Origin of the sequence: Halosimplex litoreum, assembly GCF_016065055.1 — an archaeon.
In the GTDB taxonomy this organism is placed as follows: Archaea; Halobacteriota; Halobacteria; order Halobacteriales; family Haloarculaceae; genus Halosimplex; species Halosimplex litoreum.
In genome coordinates, this window is the sequence record NZ_CP065856.1 from 2730602 (window position 1) to 2747021 (window position 16420).

Sequence of the window (16420 nt, forward strand, 5' to 3'; positions counted from 1 at the left end):
GGGCGGAGCCGGGCGAACCGGGGTGAACACGCCCTCGCAACGACTCGGCGGGCGACTCACGCCGGTCTCGCCGCCCCGGCTACTCCGTGTCCCACACGTCGGCGATCGGGTTGGACCTCGACTTCGAGCGCCGTGAGCGGCGACCGCTCCGCGAGTCGTCGCCACCGCCCGAGTTCGACCCCGAGTCGGAACCCGACGCCGACCCACCGGCCGAGCCCGACGAGGATCGACCGGACCCGCTCGCGCTCGACCCCGTCGACCGAGAGCGACCCGACCCACTGGACGACGCCGACCCGGTCGCGGCCGTCGCGTCCGCGGCGGGGAGGTCGGGCGTCGACATCCGGTCGACCTGTTCGGCGAACCAGTCGGGCATGTCGACGCGGGCGCGCTCGAAGAGATCCAGCAGCGAGGAGTCGGCGAGGTACGTCGCGCCGTAGTCGTCTGGCGCCCGTACCGGGCGGCCACAGGCCTGGATCACCGTGCGGAGGGCGGTCCGGTAGTACCAGCCCCACTGGTCGTCCTCCAGACGGGCGGCCACGCGGGAGTCGCGGGTGTTCGGATACGGCGCCTTGCACAGCAGTTGCCAGCGACACAGATCCCCCTCCAGATCGAGGGCCTCTTCCATCTTCACCGAGAGGAACACGTCGGGATCGTCGACCCGCTTCCAGGTCGACAGCTGGGCGTCCCGATCATCGGAGTCGTGGGCGCGGACTCGCGATTCGACGCCGTACTCCCGCAGATAGTCGAGCAACTGGTCCTGGATCGCGTAGGAGTGACAGTGGACCAACCCCGTCTCGTCGGGGTGGGCGGCCATGATGCGGACGAGCGTCTCGGCGACCCGGGGGATCGTCTCGTCGCGGGCCTCGTAGGTCATCTTCCCCTGGGTCACGTCGTACAGCGGCCGGTTCTCGACGGGGAAGGTGTGTGGCACCTCGACGAGTTCGACGCGGTCGGGCGCGAGGCCGACGTTGGCGCAGAAGGCGTCCTTGTTGAGGATCGTCGCCGACAGCAGCGCGAAGTTCCGGGCCCGGTCCCAGACGGTGTGTTTGAGGTACTTCTCGGGCGCCATCGGCTTGATGGTCACCCGGCTCCCCTCCCCGCCGTTCTGGTCGACGACCCAGGTCGTCCCGCTCTCGTCGTCGCGGTAGTCCTCGGCGAACCACGAGAGATCGGACTGCAACTGGACGAGTTTGTCGCGCTCGGCGGCCTCTTCGGGGTCGAGTTCGGCCTGCTGGCGCACCTCCGTCAGTCGGCGGCCGGCCATCGTGTGGAGCGTGTCGGCGTAGGAGACGGCGTCGTCGAGGCCGTCGATGTCGGGCGGTTCGCAGGCGTCCCAGATGGGGACGGTGTCGGGACCGAGGTCGATGGTGGCGTACATCTCGGCCCAGTTGCCCAGGCCGTGGGCCTCGTCGATCACGAGCACGTCGCGCTGGCCGAACACGTCCGAGCCGGCGGTCTGCATGAAGTAGGCGAGCGTCATCGCGGCGATGCGGTTGTTCGCGGCGATCGCTCTATCGGAGAAGTAGGGGCAGCGGTGCTGGACCTGGCAGTCGAACATCCGCTCGCGGGCGCAAGGCGCCTGGTCGACGGGCGTGTCGGTCTCGCCGGGGAGGATGCAGTCGTAGTTGTTCTTGCCGCGGATCACCTTCAGGTCGGTCAGCAGGTCGTCGCCGGCCACGTCGTCGAGCTGGGAGACCTGCGGGGTGGTGTAGTAGGCGTCGACGACCTCGCCGGCCTCGCTCTCGCCGGCGGTCCTGGCGCACCCGGCGATGGCGCGAGCCAGGAGGGACTTGCCGCTGCCGGTCGGAGCGCGCACGAGGACGACGTCGTTGTCGGCCGCGAAGGCGTCGCGGATGTCCGCGAGCGCCTGCTCCTGTGCGCCGCGGTAGGACGGCGCCGGGAACTCCTCGGTGATCCGGCCGGGTTGCACGGCAGAGACCACCGGTGCCGGAAGCGTAAAACTGCCGGAAGGCCCGGACACCGCACCCCGGCTCCGCACCCGACGCCACGAATCCGATTCCCCCGCCCGGCCACCGATGTCGGCCAGCAAGTATTTACCACCGCGCCGGAAAACGCGGGGACGATGACATCCCCGCGACGCAGCTTCCTCCGACGGAGCGCCGCTGCCCTCCTCGCCGGCGCGACGGCCGGCTGTCTGAGCGACGACACGACCGCGACCGACGGCCCCGGCGGTGCCGGGACCGACACCGACGCGAAGACGGACGCCACGGTGACCGGGACACCGAGTCAGACGCCGACCGACACTGCGACGGCGACCGACTCCCCGACGCCGACCGAGACCGCCACGCCGTCGCCCGACGGGCTCGGCAACGCAGACTACGCCGAGTGGCTGCCGGCGCCGGCGGCGTTCGACCGCGACGGCTACCGGTTCACCTCGATAGCTCCCCGTGATGTCCTCGACCGCGAGTCGGACCTCGGCGACGGCGCGACCGAGGGGCTGCGCGGCGACCCGTCGGTCCCGGGTATCGACAGCTACGCCGACGCCGCGGCGTTCCACCGGATCCGGCCGGGGGTCCTCGTCTTCGAGGCCGACCTCGACCGCGAGACGGTCGCCGAGGACTTGCGCGGTCGGGGACTCACCGAGGTCACGACCAGGGAGGGGTTCGCGGTGTTTACCGGCGACCGCGGCGCGGCGGCGCTGGCCGAGTCGGCGATCGTCCTGTCGTTGGGGGCCAGCGACCCCGACGCGGCCCGCTCGGTCGTCGAGGCAGTGGTCGACGCGAAGGCCGGCGCCGGCCCCCGGTACGTCGACGAGTCGGACGACTGCGAGCGCCTGACCGCTGCGATCGGCTCGGCACACCTCGTCAGCGGACGGACCTACGCCGCCGAGGCGAGGCTAGAGGGCGCCGTCGCGGGCGGGATCGGTATCGAGGTCGGCGAGACCGAGACGCGGGTCAAGGCGCCCGCGGTCTTCCCCGAGAACGAAGTCGACGAGGCCGCGCTGGCCGAGTGGGCCGCCGACGCCGACGTGTTTTACGGGCAGGAGCCGACGACTGCCGTCGACGGTCGGGTCGCGACCGCGAAGGCGTCGATTCCGAGCGCCGAGGTGACGACCTTCGGCACCGGGTCGTTCCCCGGTTCGTCCCGGACCGCCCCGCGAACGCCCCAGGCCATCTTCGGGTTCGAGCACGACCCGACAGGCGACGGCGTCGGGATTCTGGAGATTACCCACGAGGGCGGCGACTCGATCGCGAGATCGGAGCTGTACATCCGCGGTGCGGGTTTCGCGTCTGTCGAGGGAGTCGACCAGACCGCGGCGGGCCAGTGGCAGGGCACCGCAAGCGGGGACGACGAGGCGGTCGTGGCCGGCGACCGGGTCGAAGTCGGCGTCGCGAGCGGCTACGAGATCAACGTCGTCTGGGAGTCGGCCGACGGCGGCGTATCGGCGACGCTCGCGACGAACGAGCGACCGGACGCCTGATGGGGAGCCGACCGGTCGAGCCTCGGGGTGCCGTCTCGCGCCCGTGGCGACGCCTTACAGGTCGGCCACGTCGTCGGCCGTCGGTTCGCGCTCGTCGGGGAGCCGCTCGATGCAGTCGTAACAGAGGAAGTGGTCGGAGCCGTCGGCCAGTTCGAGCGCCAGCCCGTCGGTCGTCCGGCTCTCCCGGGTCCAGATGTTCGCGATGCCACCGGCGATGCTCACGTCCTCGCCGCAGCCGTCGCACGGCTGGGTCGTCATACCCGCCGTAGTGGGGCCACCGACAAAAGCGCCGCGGGCCGTTCGCTGACGAACCGAGACGCCGGCGCCGGCGCGTCGATCGGCCGGCTCGCGTCGGTCGGCCCCGGCCGCCCCCGCCGGTCGATACCATGGTATACGATCCCGCCCACTTATGTCGAGGACGGGGAAACACGGATATCGAATCGGGATCTCACATGTACGGTCCACCGGTCGCGCTGTACGTCGGGTCCGAGGCGGCGGCGGTCGCCGACGCCTGGGTCGAGTCCGGCGACGGCCTCACGGTCCGCGGAGCGACCCCCGACGGCGACGTAGCGGAGCGACTCGCCGAGGGCGACGTCGACGCGGTCGTCTGCGACTGCGACGGCTCGTTCGACGGCCGGGCGACGGTCGAGGCGGTCCGTGACTACTCGGCGTCGCTCCCCGTCGTCGTGTTCTCGGTCGACGACGCCCTGCCGCTGGCGGCCGCGACGGACCTGGGCGTCGAGACCTACCTGCAGGTCGACGCCGATACCGACCGCGTCGAGCGGCTGGCGGACCTGCGCCCGCTGATCGAGCGCCGCCGCGAGGCCCGCCGCGAGTCGACGATGCTCGCCTCGCTGCTGGAGAACGTCCCGCTGTCGGTGTACTTCAAGGACCGACGAAGCCGGCACGTCCGAGTCAGCGACGAGATGCCGCGGCTCACCGGTCCCTCGTACCTGGAGGGTCCCGACGGGAAACGCCACGACGCGCCCGACGACGTCGTCGGGAAGACGGACTTCGACCTGTACCCACCGGGTCTGTCGGAGGAGGCGGTCGCCGACGACCGCCGCGTCGTCGAGACGGGCGAGTCCGTCGACGGCCGAGTGGAACACGCCCACGGCGACGACCTGGAGGAGACCTACGTCACCACCTCGAAGGCGCCCTGGCGCGACGAGCACGGGGCGGTGCTCGGCGTCGTCGGCGTGACCCGGGACATCACCGAACGCAAGCGCTACGAGAACCAGCTCGAACGCCAGAACGAGCGGCTCCAACGGTTCGCGAGCGTCGTCTCCCACGACGTGCGCAACCCGCTGGAGGTCGCGCTGGGCCGGCTGGAGTTCGCCCGCGCCGAGGGCGACGAGGAGCACTTCGAGGCGATCGAGCGGTCGCTCCATCGGATCGACGCCATCATCGAGGACGTGCTGACGCTCGCCCGCGAGGGCGAAACGGTGAGCGACCCGGAACCGGTCGACCTCGCCGAGGTGGCTGGCCGAGCCTGGACAGTCGTCGAGACGGGCGAGGCGACGCTGGCCGTCGAGACCGAGGCGACGCTACTGGCCGACGAGAGTCGCCTCCGGCAGCTGCTGGAGAACGTCGTCTGCAACGCGGTGGCCCACGGCGGCGACGACGTGACGGTCACGGTCGGCGACCTCGGCGAGCGCCAGGGCTTTTTTGTCGCCGACGACGGCGCGGGCGTCCCCGCGGCTCACCGGGACAGCGTCTTCGACGCGGGGTACTCGACCGACGACGACGGGACGGGGCTGGGTCTGAGTATCGTCCGAACGATCGCCGAAGCCCACGGGTGGGAGACCGACGTGACCGAGAGCGACTCCGGCGGTGCCCGCTTCGAGTTCGGCGACGTGAACGGTGGTGGCCTCGCCGACTCCCGCGCCGACGACGGAGCGGCGGACGAGCGGGCCGGCACGGGCGACGACTGACGCGAGCGACGCCCGCAGCTACCTGCCCGCAGCGGCCCATCCCGGGCGCGGTCTTTTCCGCGTCGGCGCCCAAGCGCGGCCATGGAGGTGAACTGCGAGGGGTGTGCCGGCTGCTGTCTCGACTGGCGGGCGCTGGCGCCCGACGACGCCGACCACGGCCACGAGCGCCGCGGCCGGTACCGACCGCTCGACGACGTCGACAACCTCGCGCCGGTCTCGAGCGACGAAGTGCGGGCGTTCCTCGACGACGGTCTCGCGGGCGCGCTGGTCGCCCGCCTGTTCCGGATCGACGACGGACCGAGCGTCACCGTCGGTGGCGTCGACGTCGCCGCCGTCCGGGGGCGTCCCGCCTTCCTCGTCGGGCTGCGGAAGGTCCCCAAACCCGTCGCGCCCTTCGACGCCGAGCCCCGCTGGCTCCCGTCCTGTGCGTTCCTCGACCCCGAGACGCTCCAGTGTCGCATCCACGACGGCGACGTCTACCCCGAGACCTGTGCGACCTACCCCGGCGACAACCTCGCGCTCGACGCCGAGACCGAATGCGAACGCGTCGAGCGGGTCCACGGCGGCGAGCGACTCCCCGACGACGAACCGCCGGCCGACGCCGACCCCGTTCTGGGTCCGGGGGCGGTGGGCGCGCGGGTGTTCACTCATCCGGACACCGAGCGGGTCGAGGGTGCAGTCGAGCGGCTCGCCGCGAACGAGGCGACGCGGGCCGACCACGCCGAGTTCGTCGCCGTCGCCGCCGCCTCCAGTCCGGGGACGCTCGCCGTCAGCGACGACCGCTACGAGCGCGCCCGCGAGCGGGCGCTCGCTGCCGAGTCCTGGGTCGACGCCGCCGTCACCGAGTGGACCGACCGCGCCGACGAGGAGGCCCCGGACCCCGCGACCGCCGCGGCCGTCGAGGCCGACCGGGGTGCACCCGAGACGCCTGGATGGGACGGCTGACCCTCGGCGCCACTGCAACGCGGCGGGGTCGCCGCCCTCGTTAAGGGGGCGGAGTCCCTGGATCGGGTATGCACGTGCTCGTCACAGGGGCGACAGGGTTCGTCGGTGGGCGGCTCGTCCCCGCCCTGACCGGCGCCGGCCACGAGGTGCGGACGCTGGTCCGGGACCCCTCGGCTTACGACCCGCCGCCGGGCGTCGAGGTGGTTCAGGGCGACCTGCTCGAACCCGGCACGCTCGCGTCCGCCTTCGAAGGGATCGACGCGGCGTACTACCTCGTCCACTCGATGCGAGCCGGTGACGACTTCGAGGAGCGCGACCGGAGCGCGGCGAGCAACTTCGCCGCGGTCGCGAGCGACGCTGGTGTCGACCGGGTCGTCTACCTGGGCGGCCTCGGCGAGGACGGCGACGACCTCTCGCCGCACCTGCGTTCCCGGCGGGAGGTCGAGATGATCCTCGCCGACGCCGACTACGCGCTGACGACGCTACGGGCGGCCGTCATCGTCGGCGACGGCAGCGCCAGCTTCCGGATGGTCCGTCAGCTCGTCCGCCGGCTGCCGCTGATGGTCACGCCCAGGTGGGTGAGAAACGAGTGCCAGCCCATCGCCGTCGACGACGTGGTCGCCTACCTCGTGGGCGTCCTCGACGCGCCGGAGACCGCCGGCGAGACCTACGGTATCGGCGGCCCCGACGTGTTGACGTACCGTGAGATGCTCGCCCGCACCGCCGAGGCGATGGGGCGGCGGCGGCCGCTTATCCTCTCGGTACCCGTACTCACGCCGAAGCTGTCCTCCTACTGGATCGGATTGGTGACCGACGTACCGACCAGCGTGGCGCGCCCGCTCGTCCTCGGGCTGAAGAACCCGGTCGTCGTCACCGACGACGCCATCCGCGACCACGTCTCCGTGGAACTGACGACCTTCGACGACGCCGTCCGGAAGGCGCTCGCGCCGGATGCGGGCACGTCCAGGCCCGCTCCCGGCGGAAGTCCGACGACCGGCGAGCGCGGAGGGCGGCGCTGATGGGCGCCGATTCGAGCCCCGAGACCGACCGACTCGTCCCCGAGTACGGCGAGACCTGGGTGTACGAGAGCATCTTCGGCGCGCTCCCCGGGATCCACATCTCCGAGCGGCTGGCCCTGGCGCTGCAGTTCTCGCTGTTCGAGGCCGGCGTCCTGGTGCTGGCCTGGTACTACGGCCTCCTCGACGGCGCCCTCGCCGGGACCGCCGCGGTCGTCGTCGCCACCGCCGGCAGCGTCGAGATGCTCCGGATCAGCAAACACGTCCGACGGGCCGACCCGCCGGAGTCCTACCGGCGGCTCCTCTTCGGCTCCAGCATCGAGGTCGTCCTCGGCGTCTTGGCCTTCGTCGCCCTGTTGACCTACCTGTTCGTCGTCGACCCGCGCTCGACCCGGCCGCTGGTGACCGGCCTGCTCGGCCCCGAGCCACCGCTGGCCGCGACGTATCTCACCCTCCTGATCCTCTGGGACGTGTGCTACCGCATCGGCACCGGCTGGTGGGCCAGCGTCGCCGCGCTGTGGCGGTCGGCTCGCTTTCGCTTCACGCCCGAACAGACGCGAGTCCTCGCCCGCGCGGATCTCGAGACGATGGGCTTTGGCATCCTCCAGCTGCTGCTCGTCCCCTTCCTGCTGGACCACACGATCCTGCTGGTCGCCGTCGTCGGCCACGTCGTCGCCGTCGCGACCGTCACGACGCTATCGCTGGTCGTCCTCTACCGGCGCACAGAAGGGACCGACGCGATTACGAAGTTATCTCCCTGAACTGGTCGAGCAACTCCTCGGTCGACTCGTCGCTGTCGTACGCCACCTCGCCGCGGTACTCCGTCCGCCGGTCGTCGTCGCTCACCTCGACTTCCCCGTTCTTGCGCTCGCGGCGTTCATGCTCCACTTCGTCGTATGCTCCCATAGACATTGTGTATCACACCCACACTTGTGAGTTAACACCTATCAATGTAACGGTCGGTGAGATACTCCGTCGAACACGGTCGAACCGTCCGACCCGCTGGGGGATCCGGACGGGCGCCGGACGGCGGTGCGGCGACGAGTCCGAACAGTGTATACCGCTGGCGGCCTCTCCCCCGATATGGCCGGACCGGTTCGCTTTCGGCGGTCGACGCAGCGCTGGGACGAGGAGCGGGTCAGACGCGACCTGCTCGCCCCGCTGGACGACCGCTTCGGCGCCCGACTGACGACGCCGAAGATCGACGGCCCGCGCGGGTATCACGCCCGCCGGATCGAGATGGACAACGGCGACCTCGCGCTGTTCGCCTGGGACGACGACGGCGCCTACTGGCTGGGCAACACCGAGACCCCCGAGACGTTGTGGCGCACCGACAAGGAGACTTTCGACGAGGCACCGTTCGAGGTCGCTCGCTGGGCACAGCGCGAACTCACCTACGACCTCCGACGGCAGGCCCCCTGGCTCGCCGCCTACGAGTACGTCTCGTGGTTCTTCCTCCCCGTCCTCTTCTCGAAAGACGGCCGCGAGACCACCCGCGCTTTCTTCGACAACGACGCCGCGGGCTTCCCCGACGCCACCCGGGAGGAGGGTCTCGAATTCTACGAGCGCCTGCTCGACAGCGGCGTCCTCGACGACCACCGCTACACCATGGCCGCCAAGCTCGGCACCAGCGAGCGCAACGAGTTCGGCCGCATGCGTGCCACCATGGGCGAGTTCGACGCCGCCAAGCTGCTCGCCGACGCCGGGATCCCCTTCGTTCCCGAGTCCGAACGCGATTCGGGCCACGCGCTCGATTTCGCCGTCGAGACGCCACAGGGCGAGCGCCTGGTCGAAGTCACCCGTCCGATGGCCCCCCGCAATCGCCCCGCCGGCACCGCCATCGCCGCCCTGCGGCGCACCGTCGACTCGAAGACCCGCGACCAGCTCGCCATCCACGACGACGCCGTCCTCTTCGTCGACTGCACCTCCTTCCGCGACGACGAGTGGAACCCCATCCGCGCCGAGCGCCCCTCCGTCGGCTACCAGCCCACCGTCGTCTTCCGCTACCGACCCGACGGCCGCTGCGAGGGCTACCGCCACGGCGACGTGTCGCTGGACCTCGACGGCGCTATCGAGTGGGTCTGAGGCTTCGGGCCTTCGGAGTGACGGAGGATCGACAACTTCGCAAACGGCGCGTGCCGTCGACCGCTGGGAGTGACGGCGCCTCGGTGGGAATCGCGCTGGATCGGAACTCCCACGGATCGTACGAGCGGGCCGCTGGCCCGCGATCGGACGGCGCCGCCGTGAGCGTGTCCTCCTGGCGGGCCGCTCGAAACAGTCGCAAGTCTACGGGCGACCGTCCTTCTCGCGGCGGAGCGACCCGAAACCACTCCTCGACGGGCACGTCCCCGCGTGCGGACACGGATCCGCGAGCCGAAAGCTTTTGCCGCCGATCCACATAGGTTCTCACATGCGACGCGACGACCGCGACGACCCCTTCGACGAGTTCTTCCGGGAGATAGAGCGGATGATGAACGACGTGATGGACGACGCCCGTGCCCGCGGCGGTGCCGGCGCTGGCGGACCCGCCCCCTCGGACCCGTCGGGTGCGGACGTGCACCTCGACGTGTACGAGGAGGACGACTCCCTGCGGGTCGTCGCTGACATCCCCGGGGTCGACAAGGACGATATCGACCTGCGCTGTGACGGCGAGGTACTCACCCTCGACGCCGCGGCCGACGCCCGCGAGTACCACGAGCGGGTCCGCCTGCCCGCCCGCGTCGACGAACACTCCGCCTCGGCGTCGTACAACAACGGCATCCTCGAAGTGACCTTCGACCGCGCCGACGACTCCGCGAACATCGACCTGTCCTGAGTCCCCGGTCGATCGGTCGTCCCCACCGCCGCGGTCGCTGCGGGAGTCGCTCCGTTCCGCCGACCTTCGTCCGTCCGCATCGCTCTCGCCCGCAGCGGCATCGCCGACCAGCGCCCCGACCGCCGAGGATAGCGTTTTGTTCCTCCGCCGTGAGGTCGACTCGATGGGTGTCGATACGTCGAACCCGGCCTGCCCCGACTGCGGCGAACCGGTCGGGACGCGCGCCGACTACTGCATGCACTGCGGGGCGGAGTTCGACGATCCCGTCGGTGGGGCGGCGACCGACGACGCGGACGCGACGGGGCCGGTCGCTCCGGATCCCGACGGAGCGTCGGTCTCGGACGCGTCGTCGCGGTCGGACGAGTCGACCCGGTCGGGCGGACTGCTCCGATCGGACGGACGGCTGGACGGCGCGCTGACGGTCGCCGTGGGCGTCGCAGCCGGGCTCTTCGTCGGGATCGCGGCCGCGTTCGCGGTCGGATCGGCGTTCCCGGTCGGTGGCGGCGGCGCGGGACTGCTCGCGTGGGTCGGGACGACCGGCTACGTGCTCCGCAGCGAGTCGGTGTTCGGCGCGGTCAGGCTCGGCGCCTACGCGGTCGCGGTCGCCCTGGTCGTCGGTCCGCTCGGGATCGCGACCGGGGCCGACGGCGGGCTCGCCGGCGTGGTCGTCGGCTACCTGCTCATGGCCGTCCCGCTGGGCGTCGTCGCGCTCGCCCTCGTCGCCGTCGGATATCTGGCCGGGCGGGCTCGCCCCGCCTGAGGACGGCGCGCCGGCCGCAACGTACAGGAGCGAGGCGTCCGGATCGCCGCCGATGACCGCTCCGGTCGACGATCCGGCCGAGGCCTTCGACGTGCTGGGCGACCAGACGCGCCTGTCGATCCTGCGGGCGCTGGCCGACGCCGACGAACCGCTCTCGTTTACCCGGCTACGCGAGCGCTGCGGCGTGGCCGACTCCGGCCGGTTCAGCTACCACCTGCGGCGCCTGTGCGAGTACTTCGTTCGCGAGACGGGCGACGGATACGAACTCGGCCACGCCGGCAGTCGCGTGATCGCGGCGACGGGCGACTCAGCGAGCGGACGGCCGGAGCCGAGCGACGCCGCCGGATCCGAGGCGCGTCCCGTCTGGGGCGACGAGGGGTGCGGGAAGCTGTTCCACGTCCACCTCTCGGCGCCGTGGCGCGCGGAGTGAACGAGCCGTTCAAGACGTGACGGATTCGGGCGCGTATCCGTGGAGCGCGGCCGCGGCTCGCCGGACGAGCGATTCGACGACTGCCCCTTGCTATCGATCGAACGCCGCGTGTTTCACCGTAGCGACGTACCACGGCGAGACGTACGCCCGTCTCTCGGACCCGCCGGCGACCCACGCATCGTCGGGGACGGCGATCCCCTCGTCGTGGTCCTGTGTCGTCATCGCGGCGCAGATGCACTCCTCGCGTCCGAACGGATGTGCGTCGGTGCTGAGGGTCAACCACGGGCGATACGCGGGTGTGTCTTTGTGCGGCGCAGGACCCCACCAGACCTCGCCCCGCGACGGCATCTACTCGTCCTCCGAATCGTCGACACCGGGGCCCCACTCGGCCGGGTCTTCGGCTCCGAACCGGTCGCTCGCAGCCCGGGCGACGTGAACACTCGTGAGCGCCGCGTCGATATCGGCGTCGGGTGCGATCGCCCAGTACTCCCCCCGGTGGCGGACGAGTCCCCTGTCTTCCAGTCGACTCAACACGACGCCGACACTTCCCCGCGCCACGTCGGTCGCCCCCCTGATCTCTTTCGGCGTGAACGCCTGGTCGTCGTGTGCGGCGAGGAACGCCAGCACTCGCTCCCCGTTGGTCGGCCCGTTCCCGCCGGCGCGGAGTTCGGCCTCCGGTGACTCCTCGAACTCCTCGACGTCGATAGGCATCGTAACTACTGTAACTACGTAACCGAACGTAATAATTTCGACGGCAGCGACCAGCGACACGGGGCGCGCCACTGTGTCGACCGTGTCTCCGCTGTCTCCCCAGCATCAAAACTACCATACCCTCCCGCTCCGAGCGTTCCGGTAACGAACGGTGGTTTCCGTGTCCAAGAAACAGGAATACACAGGCGACTACGACGACAAGACGCTGTACATCCCCGGTCCGACCGAAGTCCGCGAGGACGTCATCGACGAGATGGCCCAGCCGATGTTCGGCCACCGGATGGACCGGATGACCGACCTCTACACGACCATCGTCGAGGACACCAAGGAGTTCCTCGGCACCGACAACGAGGTGGTCATCCTCACCGCGTCGGGCACCGAGTTCTGGGAGTCCACGACGCTGAACCTCGTCGACGAGAACATCCTCGTCCCGACCTGCGGGAGCTTCAGCGAGCGCCACGCCAACGTCGCCGAACGGCTCGGCAAGGACGTCGACCGCCTCGAGTACGAGTGGGGCGAGGCGATCAAGCCCGAAGACATCCGCGCCGAACTGGAGGAGAGCGACAAACACTACGACGTGGTCGCGACCGTGATGAACGAGTCCTCGACGGGCGTCCGCAATCCGATAGAGGAGATCGGCGACGTGGTCGCCGACTACCCGGACACCTACTTCGTCGTCGACGCCGTCTCCGCGCTGGGCGGCGACTACGTCGACATCGACGAACACGACATCGACGTGATCTTCGCCTCCACCCAGAAGGCCTTCGCCATGCCGCCCGGACTCGCGGTCTGCGTCGTCAGCGACGACGCCTACGACCGCGAACTGGAGAAGGGGTCGGCCTCGTGGTACGGCGGCTTCCAGCGCACGATCGACTACTACGACCGGAAGGGCCAGACCCACTCCACCCCGGCGATCCCGGTCATGCTCGCCTACCGCAAGCAGATGAAGTACATGCTCGAAGAGGGCCACGAGGGCCGCGACGAGCGCCACCGCGAGATGACCGAGTACGTCCACGACTGGGCCGAAGAGCACTTCGATCTGTTCGCCGAAGAAGGCTACCGCTCTCAGACCGTGTCCTGCATCGAGAACACCCAGGACATCGACGTGGCCGCGACCATCGAGCAGGTCTCCGAGGAGTACGACTTCGTGTTCTCGAACGGCTACGGCTCCCAGCTCGGCGAGAAAACCTTCCGCATCGGTCACATGGGCGAACACGACGTCGAGAGCATCGAGGAGCTGACCGACGCCATCGAAGACGTGGCCGACCTCTGATCGCTCGCGGGACCCCAGACAGTGCCCCTGTCGCATCCGACTGTCGACGACGTGCTGGCGATACACGAGCAGATCGTCGAGCGGAGCGACGAGGCGTCCGAGGGCGTCGCGCGGAGGACTCGACGGATCGAGAGGCTCTCGTCCGCCGCCTCTTCGAACGCGACTTCGAGCGCCACCGCGAGATTTACGAGAAACTCGAAGACGAGTAGCCGACCCGATCGGCTCCTGGGACGTTCGTATCGAGAAGCAGTGTCATCGCCGTTCGCGGATGTCGCGAATCGCCTCGACGGCATCGACTTCGACGTCGACGGCCAGCTCCCCCAGCGCGTCGCCCAGCGGGACGCTCTCGTCGTCCTCCGGGTCCGTCGCCGCGAACTCCGCGAGGTCGTCCGTCGTGAGGCTCATGTATCTCGGTCACGCGGCCGTTCGAAAAAATCTGCTGGTGGTTCGTCCTCCGGTCGACCGCCGAGGACCCCGACGTGGAGGCCATGACCGTCGCCGAGGGCGTGTTGGGCGACGATTGACGCCGGAATACGACGCATAACGATGTGTCGACGCGCCGTTCGATCGGCCATGCCCACGCCAGCCCGTCGGGACGGGTCGATCGCGCGACGCTCGCTCTCGGAGACCCAGGCGCGGCTCCTCTCGTATCTGTGCGACCGGGTCGACGGGACCGCCTACCTGAAGGCCAAGCACGTCGCCGACGAGCTCGATCTGTCCTCGAAGGAGGTCGGTATCAACATGGGGATCCTCGCCGACCGAACCGACGACGTGACGATCGAGCAGTGGGGCCGCTCGTCGAGCACGACCTGGAAAGTGAGCGCGCGGGACTGAGTTCCGGGGAGCGCGGGTCGGGCGGTTCGCACCGACGGTTCAAAGAGGGTGCCGCCGCGAGAGAGGGGCAATGACCGACGACGCGGCCGACATACCCGCGGACAACCCCTATCTCGCCGAGCCCTCGACCGACTTCGACCCGGTCGAGGCCCTCACTGGAACCGACGCGGAAGCCCAGGCCGAGCGGCTCCGCGAGGCGATCCGCTATCACGACCAGCGCTACTACGTCGAGAACGACCCCGCCATCGACGACCGGAGGTACGACGCGCTGTTCTCGCGACTGCGCGACCTCGAAGAGCGGTTCGACGTGCAGACCCCGGACAGCCCGACCCGGCGCGTCGGTGGCGCCCCCCGCGACGAACTGCCGGACGTCGAGCACGTCGCACCGATGCGCTCTATCGACCAGGGCGGCGAAGCCGAAGACGCCCGCGAGTTCGACCGCCGCGTCCGCGAGGGGCTCGACTCCGCGGACTGGGACGGGGAGATCGAGTACTACTGCGAGCCGAAGTTCGACGGTCTCTCGGTCGAGGTGGTCTACGAGGACGGCGTCTTCGAGCGCGCGGCGACCCGCGGCGACGGCCAGGTGGGGGACGACGTGACCGAGAACGTCCGCACCATCCCGAGCGTCCCTCAGCGCCTGCGCGGCGACTACCCCGAGTTCCTCGCGGTCCGGGGCGAGGTGTACATGCCAAAGCCCGCCTTCCAGGACTACAACCGCGAACTCGTCGAACGCGGCGACGACCCCTTCGCCAACCCCCGCAACGCCGCCGCCGGCACGCTCCGCCAGCTCGACCCCTCCGTCACCGCCGAGCGCCCGCTCTCCGTGTTCTTCTTCGACGTCCTCGACGGGGTCGAGTTCGACACCCGCTGGGAGATGCACGAGACTCTCCCCGAGTGGGGGCTGCGGACCTGCGATCGGACCGAACTCGTCGACGATATCGAGGCGGCCGTCGACTACCGCGACGCCCGACTAGACGAACGGGACGACCTGGACTACGAGATCGACGGCGTCGTCGTCTCCGTGAACGACACCGACGCCTGCGACGAACTGGGCACCACTTCGCGGGCGCCCCGCTGGGCCTTCGCCTACAAGTTCCCCGCCCGCAGCGAGCACACGACGGTCCGGGACGTGGTCGTTCAGGTCGGCCGAACCGGACGGTTGACCCCCGTCGCGCTGATGGACCCCGTCGAGGTCGGCGGCGTCACGGTCTCGCGGGCCTCCCTGCACAACCCCGCGGAGATCGAGCGCCTCGGCGTCGACGTGGGCGACGGGGTGCGCGTCCGCCGCGCGGGCGACGTGATCCCCGAGGTCGCCGAGGTGACCGACGCCGACGGGGAGGGCCACTTCGCGTTCCCCGACGAGTGCCCGGTCTGCGGGAGCGCCGTCGAGCGCGACGGGCCGATGGCCTTCTGTTCCGGTGGACTGGGCTGTCCCGGTCAGCGCGAGCGGTCGGTCCAGCACTACGCCTCCCGCACGGGACTCGATATCGAGGGCGTCGGCGAGGAGCGCGTCCAGCAGCTGCTCGACGCCGGCCTGGTCGACGACGTGGCAGACCTCTACGAACTGACCGTCGACGACCTCACCGACCTGGAAGGGTGGGGCGAGACCAGCGCCGAGAACCTGGTCGCCGAACTCGACGACGCCCGCGAACCGCCGCTCGCCGACTTCCTCACCGCCGTCGGCATTCCGGAGGTCGGCGAGACCGTCGCGGCCTCGCTCGCACGGTACTTCGGCACCTTCGACGCCGTCCGCGAGGCAGGCGAGGACGACCTGCAGGCCGTCTCCGACGTTGGGCCGACCGTCGCCGCCGAGATCCGGGACTTCTTCGACAGCGAGGCCAACCGGGACGTGCTGGACCGGTTGCTCGCCCACGTCGACCCCCAGGAGGCCGAGACTTCGACCGGCGACGCTTTAGCGGGGCTGACCTTCGTCTTCACCGGCTCGCTCGACGGCTACACCCGCAGCGACGCCCAGGACCTGGTCGAGCGGGCCGGCGGCTCGGCGACCAGCAGCGTCTCGGGCAACACGGACTTCCTCGTGACCGGCGAGAACCCCGGGCAGACCAAGCGCGACGACGCCGCCGAGCACGACGTGCCGATCCTCGACGGCGTCGAGGCGTTCGAGTCGAAACTGCGTGAGTACGGCGTCGAGGCAGCGGACTGAGCCGGACCGCGAGCGGGCCGCTCCCGGTTTCGTCGATACCCGAGCGAACTCCCAGCGGCGGGACCGCGAAAAAACGAGGCCCGGCCGAACCGCGAC

The 16420-nt window shown here is 70.3% G+C and carries 18 protein-coding genes; 12 read left to right on the top strand and 6 right to left on the bottom strand.

The window, feature by feature from the left end; translation table 11 throughout:
* Positions 1 to 79 precede the first annotated feature (79 nt).
* Positions 80 to 1930, bottom strand: a complete 1851-nt coding sequence (locus I7X12_RS13485; RefSeq protein WP_198060585.1) for an ATP-dependent DNA helicase — start codon at positions 1928 to 1930, stop codon at positions 80 to 82.
* 153 nt (positions 1931 to 2083) lie between these two features.
* Between I7X12_RS13485 and I7X12_RS13490 the strand changes: the two genes are divergently transcribed.
* A complete protein-coding gene (locus I7X12_RS13490; RefSeq protein ID WP_198060586.1) occupies positions 2084 to 3442 on the top strand; it encodes a hypothetical protein in 1359 nt (452 codons plus the stop codon).
* Positions 3443 to 3496: 54 nt separating this feature from the next.
* On the opposite strand, the gene I7X12_RS13495 is transcribed toward I7X12_RS13490, so the two are convergent.
* Positions 3497 to 3700: a DUF7561 family protein gene (locus tag I7X12_RS13495; protein WP_198060587.1), complete on the bottom strand. Its 204-nt coding sequence runs from the start codon at positions 3698 to 3700 to the stop codon at positions 3497 to 3499.
* Between the two features lie 194 nt (positions 3701 to 3894).
* Here I7X12_RS13495 and I7X12_RS13500 point away from each other — a divergent pair, with 194 nt between their 5' ends.
* The 4 genes from I7X12_RS13500 to I7X12_RS13515 all read left to right on the top strand — a co-directional run bounded on the left by I7X12_RS13500 (position 3895) and on the right by I7X12_RS13515 (position 8098).
* Positions 3895 to 5376, top strand: a complete 1482-nt coding sequence (locus tag I7X12_RS13500) for a PAS domain-containing sensor histidine kinase (protein ID WP_198060588.1) — start codon at positions 3895 to 3897, stop codon at positions 5374 to 5376.
* Positions 5377 to 5457: 81 nt separating this feature from the next.
* On the top strand, positions 5458 to 6321 hold the full coding sequence (locus I7X12_RS20950) for a YkgJ family cysteine cluster protein (RefSeq protein ID WP_232342846.1): 864 nt from the start codon (positions 5458 to 5460) through the stop codon (positions 6319 to 6321).
* Between the two features lie 68 nt (positions 6322 to 6389).
* On the top strand, positions 6390 to 7340 hold the full coding sequence (locus tag I7X12_RS13510; protein WP_198060589.1) for an NAD(P)H-binding protein: 951 nt from the start codon (positions 6390 to 6392) through the stop codon (positions 7338 to 7340).
* Positions 7340 to 8098, top strand: coding sequence for a DUF7530 family protein (locus I7X12_RS13515; protein WP_198060590.1), 759 nt, complete (start codon positions 7340 to 7342; stop codon positions 8096 to 8098). The genes I7X12_RS13510 and I7X12_RS13515 overlap by 1 nt, the downstream gene beginning before the upstream one ends.
* Here I7X12_RS13515 and I7X12_RS13520 read toward each other — a convergent pair.
* Positions 8079 to 8249, bottom strand: a complete 171-nt coding sequence (locus I7X12_RS13520) for a DUF5786 family protein (RefSeq protein WP_232342847.1) — start codon at positions 8247 to 8249, stop codon at positions 8079 to 8081. The two genes, I7X12_RS13515 and I7X12_RS13520, sit on opposite strands and share 20 nt — an antisense overlap.
* A 171-nt stretch (positions 8250 to 8420) precedes the next feature.
* Here I7X12_RS13520 and I7X12_RS13525 point away from each other — a divergent pair, with 171 nt between their 5' ends.
* The 4 genes from I7X12_RS13525 to I7X12_RS13540 all read left to right on the top strand — a co-directional run bounded on the left by I7X12_RS13525 (position 8421) and on the right by I7X12_RS13540 (position 11342).
* Complete coding sequence (locus tag I7X12_RS13525; RefSeq protein WP_198060591.1) at positions 8421 to 9422, top strand: DUF5784 family protein; 1002 nt, start codon at positions 8421 to 8423, stop codon at positions 9420 to 9422.
* A 325-nt stretch (positions 9423 to 9747) separates the two neighbouring features.
* Positions 9748 to 10152 (top strand): Hsp20/alpha crystallin family protein, encoded by a 405-nt coding sequence (locus I7X12_RS13530; RefSeq protein ID WP_198060592.1) that lies wholly within the window; start codon positions 9748 to 9750, stop codon positions 10150 to 10152.
* A 163-nt stretch (positions 10153 to 10315) separates the two neighbouring features.
* Positions 10316 to 10912: a zinc ribbon domain-containing protein gene (locus tag I7X12_RS13535; protein ID WP_198060593.1), complete on the top strand. Its 597-nt coding sequence runs from the start codon at positions 10316 to 10318 to the stop codon at positions 10910 to 10912.
* Positions 10913 to 10964: 52 nt separating this feature from the next.
* Complete coding sequence (locus I7X12_RS13540) at positions 10965 to 11342, top strand: ArsR/SmtB family transcription factor (RefSeq protein WP_198060594.1); 378 nt, start codon at positions 10965 to 10967, stop codon at positions 11340 to 11342.
* Positions 11343 to 11432: 90 nt separating this feature from the next.
* Here the strand turns inward: I7X12_RS13540 and I7X12_RS20705 are convergent, their stop codons facing one another.
* Positions 11433 to 11564, bottom strand: coding sequence for a hypothetical protein (locus I7X12_RS20705; RefSeq protein ID WP_269750317.1), 132 nt, complete (start codon positions 11562 to 11564; stop codon positions 11433 to 11435).
* 126 nt (positions 11565 to 11690) lie between these two features.
* Positions 11691 to 12053 carry a MarR family transcriptional regulator gene (locus I7X12_RS13550; protein ID WP_198060595.1) on the bottom strand — a complete coding sequence of 121 codons (363 nt, stop codon included), beginning with the start codon at positions 12051 to 12053 and terminating at the stop codon, positions 11691 to 11693.
* 160 nt (positions 12054 to 12213) lie between these two features.
* On the opposite strand from I7X12_RS13550, the gene I7X12_RS13555 reads away from it, so the two are divergent.
* Positions 12214 to 13326 (top strand): pyridoxal-phosphate-dependent aminotransferase family protein, encoded by a 1113-nt coding sequence (locus tag I7X12_RS13555; protein WP_198060596.1) that lies wholly within the window; start codon positions 12214 to 12216, stop codon positions 13324 to 13326.
* Between the two features lie 252 nt (positions 13327 to 13578).
* Here I7X12_RS13555 and I7X12_RS13560 read toward each other — a convergent pair whose 3' ends face one another.
* The gene (locus tag I7X12_RS13560) at positions 13579 to 13731 is read right to left on the bottom strand and encodes a hypothetical protein (protein WP_198060597.1); all 153 of its coding nucleotides are present in this window, start codon (positions 13729 to 13731) and stop codon (positions 13579 to 13581) included.
* 168 nt (positions 13732 to 13899) lie between these two features.
* On the opposite strand from I7X12_RS13560, the gene I7X12_RS13565 reads away from it, so the two are divergent.
* Positions 13900 to 14160, top strand: coding sequence for a DUF7123 family protein (locus tag I7X12_RS13565; RefSeq protein ID WP_198060598.1), 261 nt, complete (start codon positions 13900 to 13902; stop codon positions 14158 to 14160).
* A gap of 70 nt (positions 14161 to 14230) precedes the next feature.
* Positions 14231 to 16324 carry an NAD-dependent DNA ligase LigA gene (gene ligA, locus I7X12_RS13570; protein WP_198060599.1) on the top strand — a complete coding sequence of 698 codons (2094 nt, stop codon included), beginning with the start codon at positions 14231 to 14233 and terminating at the stop codon, positions 16322 to 16324.
* Positions 16325 to 16420 lie beyond the last annotated feature (96 nt).

Bases quoted from the DNA above. Each gene is read 5' to 3' on its own strand.
- I7X12_RS13490 (WP_198060586.1), top strand. From the start codon at position 2,084: ATGACATCCCCGCGACGCAGCTTCCTCCGACGGAGCGCCGCTGCCCTC.
- I7X12_RS13510 (WP_198060589.1), top strand. From the start codon at position 6,390: ATGCACGTGCTCGTCACAGGGGCGACAGGGTTCGTCGGTGGGCGGCTC.
- I7X12_RS13560 (WP_198060597.1), bottom strand. From the start codon at position 13,731: ATGAGCCTCACGACGGACGACCTCGCGGAGTTCGCGGCGACGGACCCG.
- I7X12_RS13495 (WP_198060587.1), bottom strand. From the start codon at position 3,700: ATGACGACCCAGCCGTGCGACGGCTGCGGCGAGGACGTGAGCATCGCC.
- I7X12_RS13535 (WP_198060593.1), top strand. From the start codon at position 10,316: ATGGGTGTCGATACGTCGAACCCGGCCTGCCCCGACTGCGGCGAACCG.
- I7X12_RS13500 (WP_198060588.1), top strand. From the start codon at position 3,895: ATGTACGGTCCACCGGTCGCGCTGTACGTCGGGTCCGAGGCGGCGGCG.
- I7X12_RS13530 (WP_198060592.1), top strand. From the start codon at position 9,748: ATGCGACGCGACGACCGCGACGACCCCTTCGACGAGTTCTTCCGGGAG.
- I7X12_RS13540 (WP_198060594.1), top strand. From the start codon at position 10,965: ATGACCGCTCCGGTCGACGATCCGGCCGAGGCCTTCGACGTGCTGGGC.
- I7X12_RS13550 (WP_198060595.1), bottom strand. From the start codon at position 12,053: ATGCCTATCGACGTCGAGGAGTTCGAGGAGTCACCGGAGGCCGAACTC.
- I7X12_RS13515 (WP_198060590.1), top strand. From the start codon at position 7,340: ATGGGCGCCGATTCGAGCCCCGAGACCGACCGACTCGTCCCCGAGTAC.
- I7X12_RS20705 (WP_269750317.1), bottom strand. From the start codon at position 11,564: ATGACGACACAGGACCACGACGAGGGGATCGCCGTCCCCGACGATGCG.
- I7X12_RS13520 (WP_232342847.1), bottom strand. From the start codon at position 8,249: ATGTCTATGGGAGCATACGACGAAGTGGAGCATGAACGCCGCGAGCGC.
- I7X12_RS20950 (WP_232342846.1), top strand. From the start codon at position 5,458: ATGGAGGTGAACTGCGAGGGGTGTGCCGGCTGCTGTCTCGACTGGCGG.
- I7X12_RS13525 (WP_198060591.1), top strand. From the start codon at position 8,421: ATGGCCGGACCGGTTCGCTTTCGGCGGTCGACGCAGCGCTGGGACGAG.
- I7X12_RS13565 (WP_198060598.1), top strand. From the start codon at position 13,900: ATGCCCACGCCAGCCCGTCGGGACGGGTCGATCGCGCGACGCTCGCTC.
- ligA (WP_198060599.1), top strand. From the start codon at position 14,231: ATGACCGACGACGCGGCCGACATACCCGCGGACAACCCCTATCTCGCC.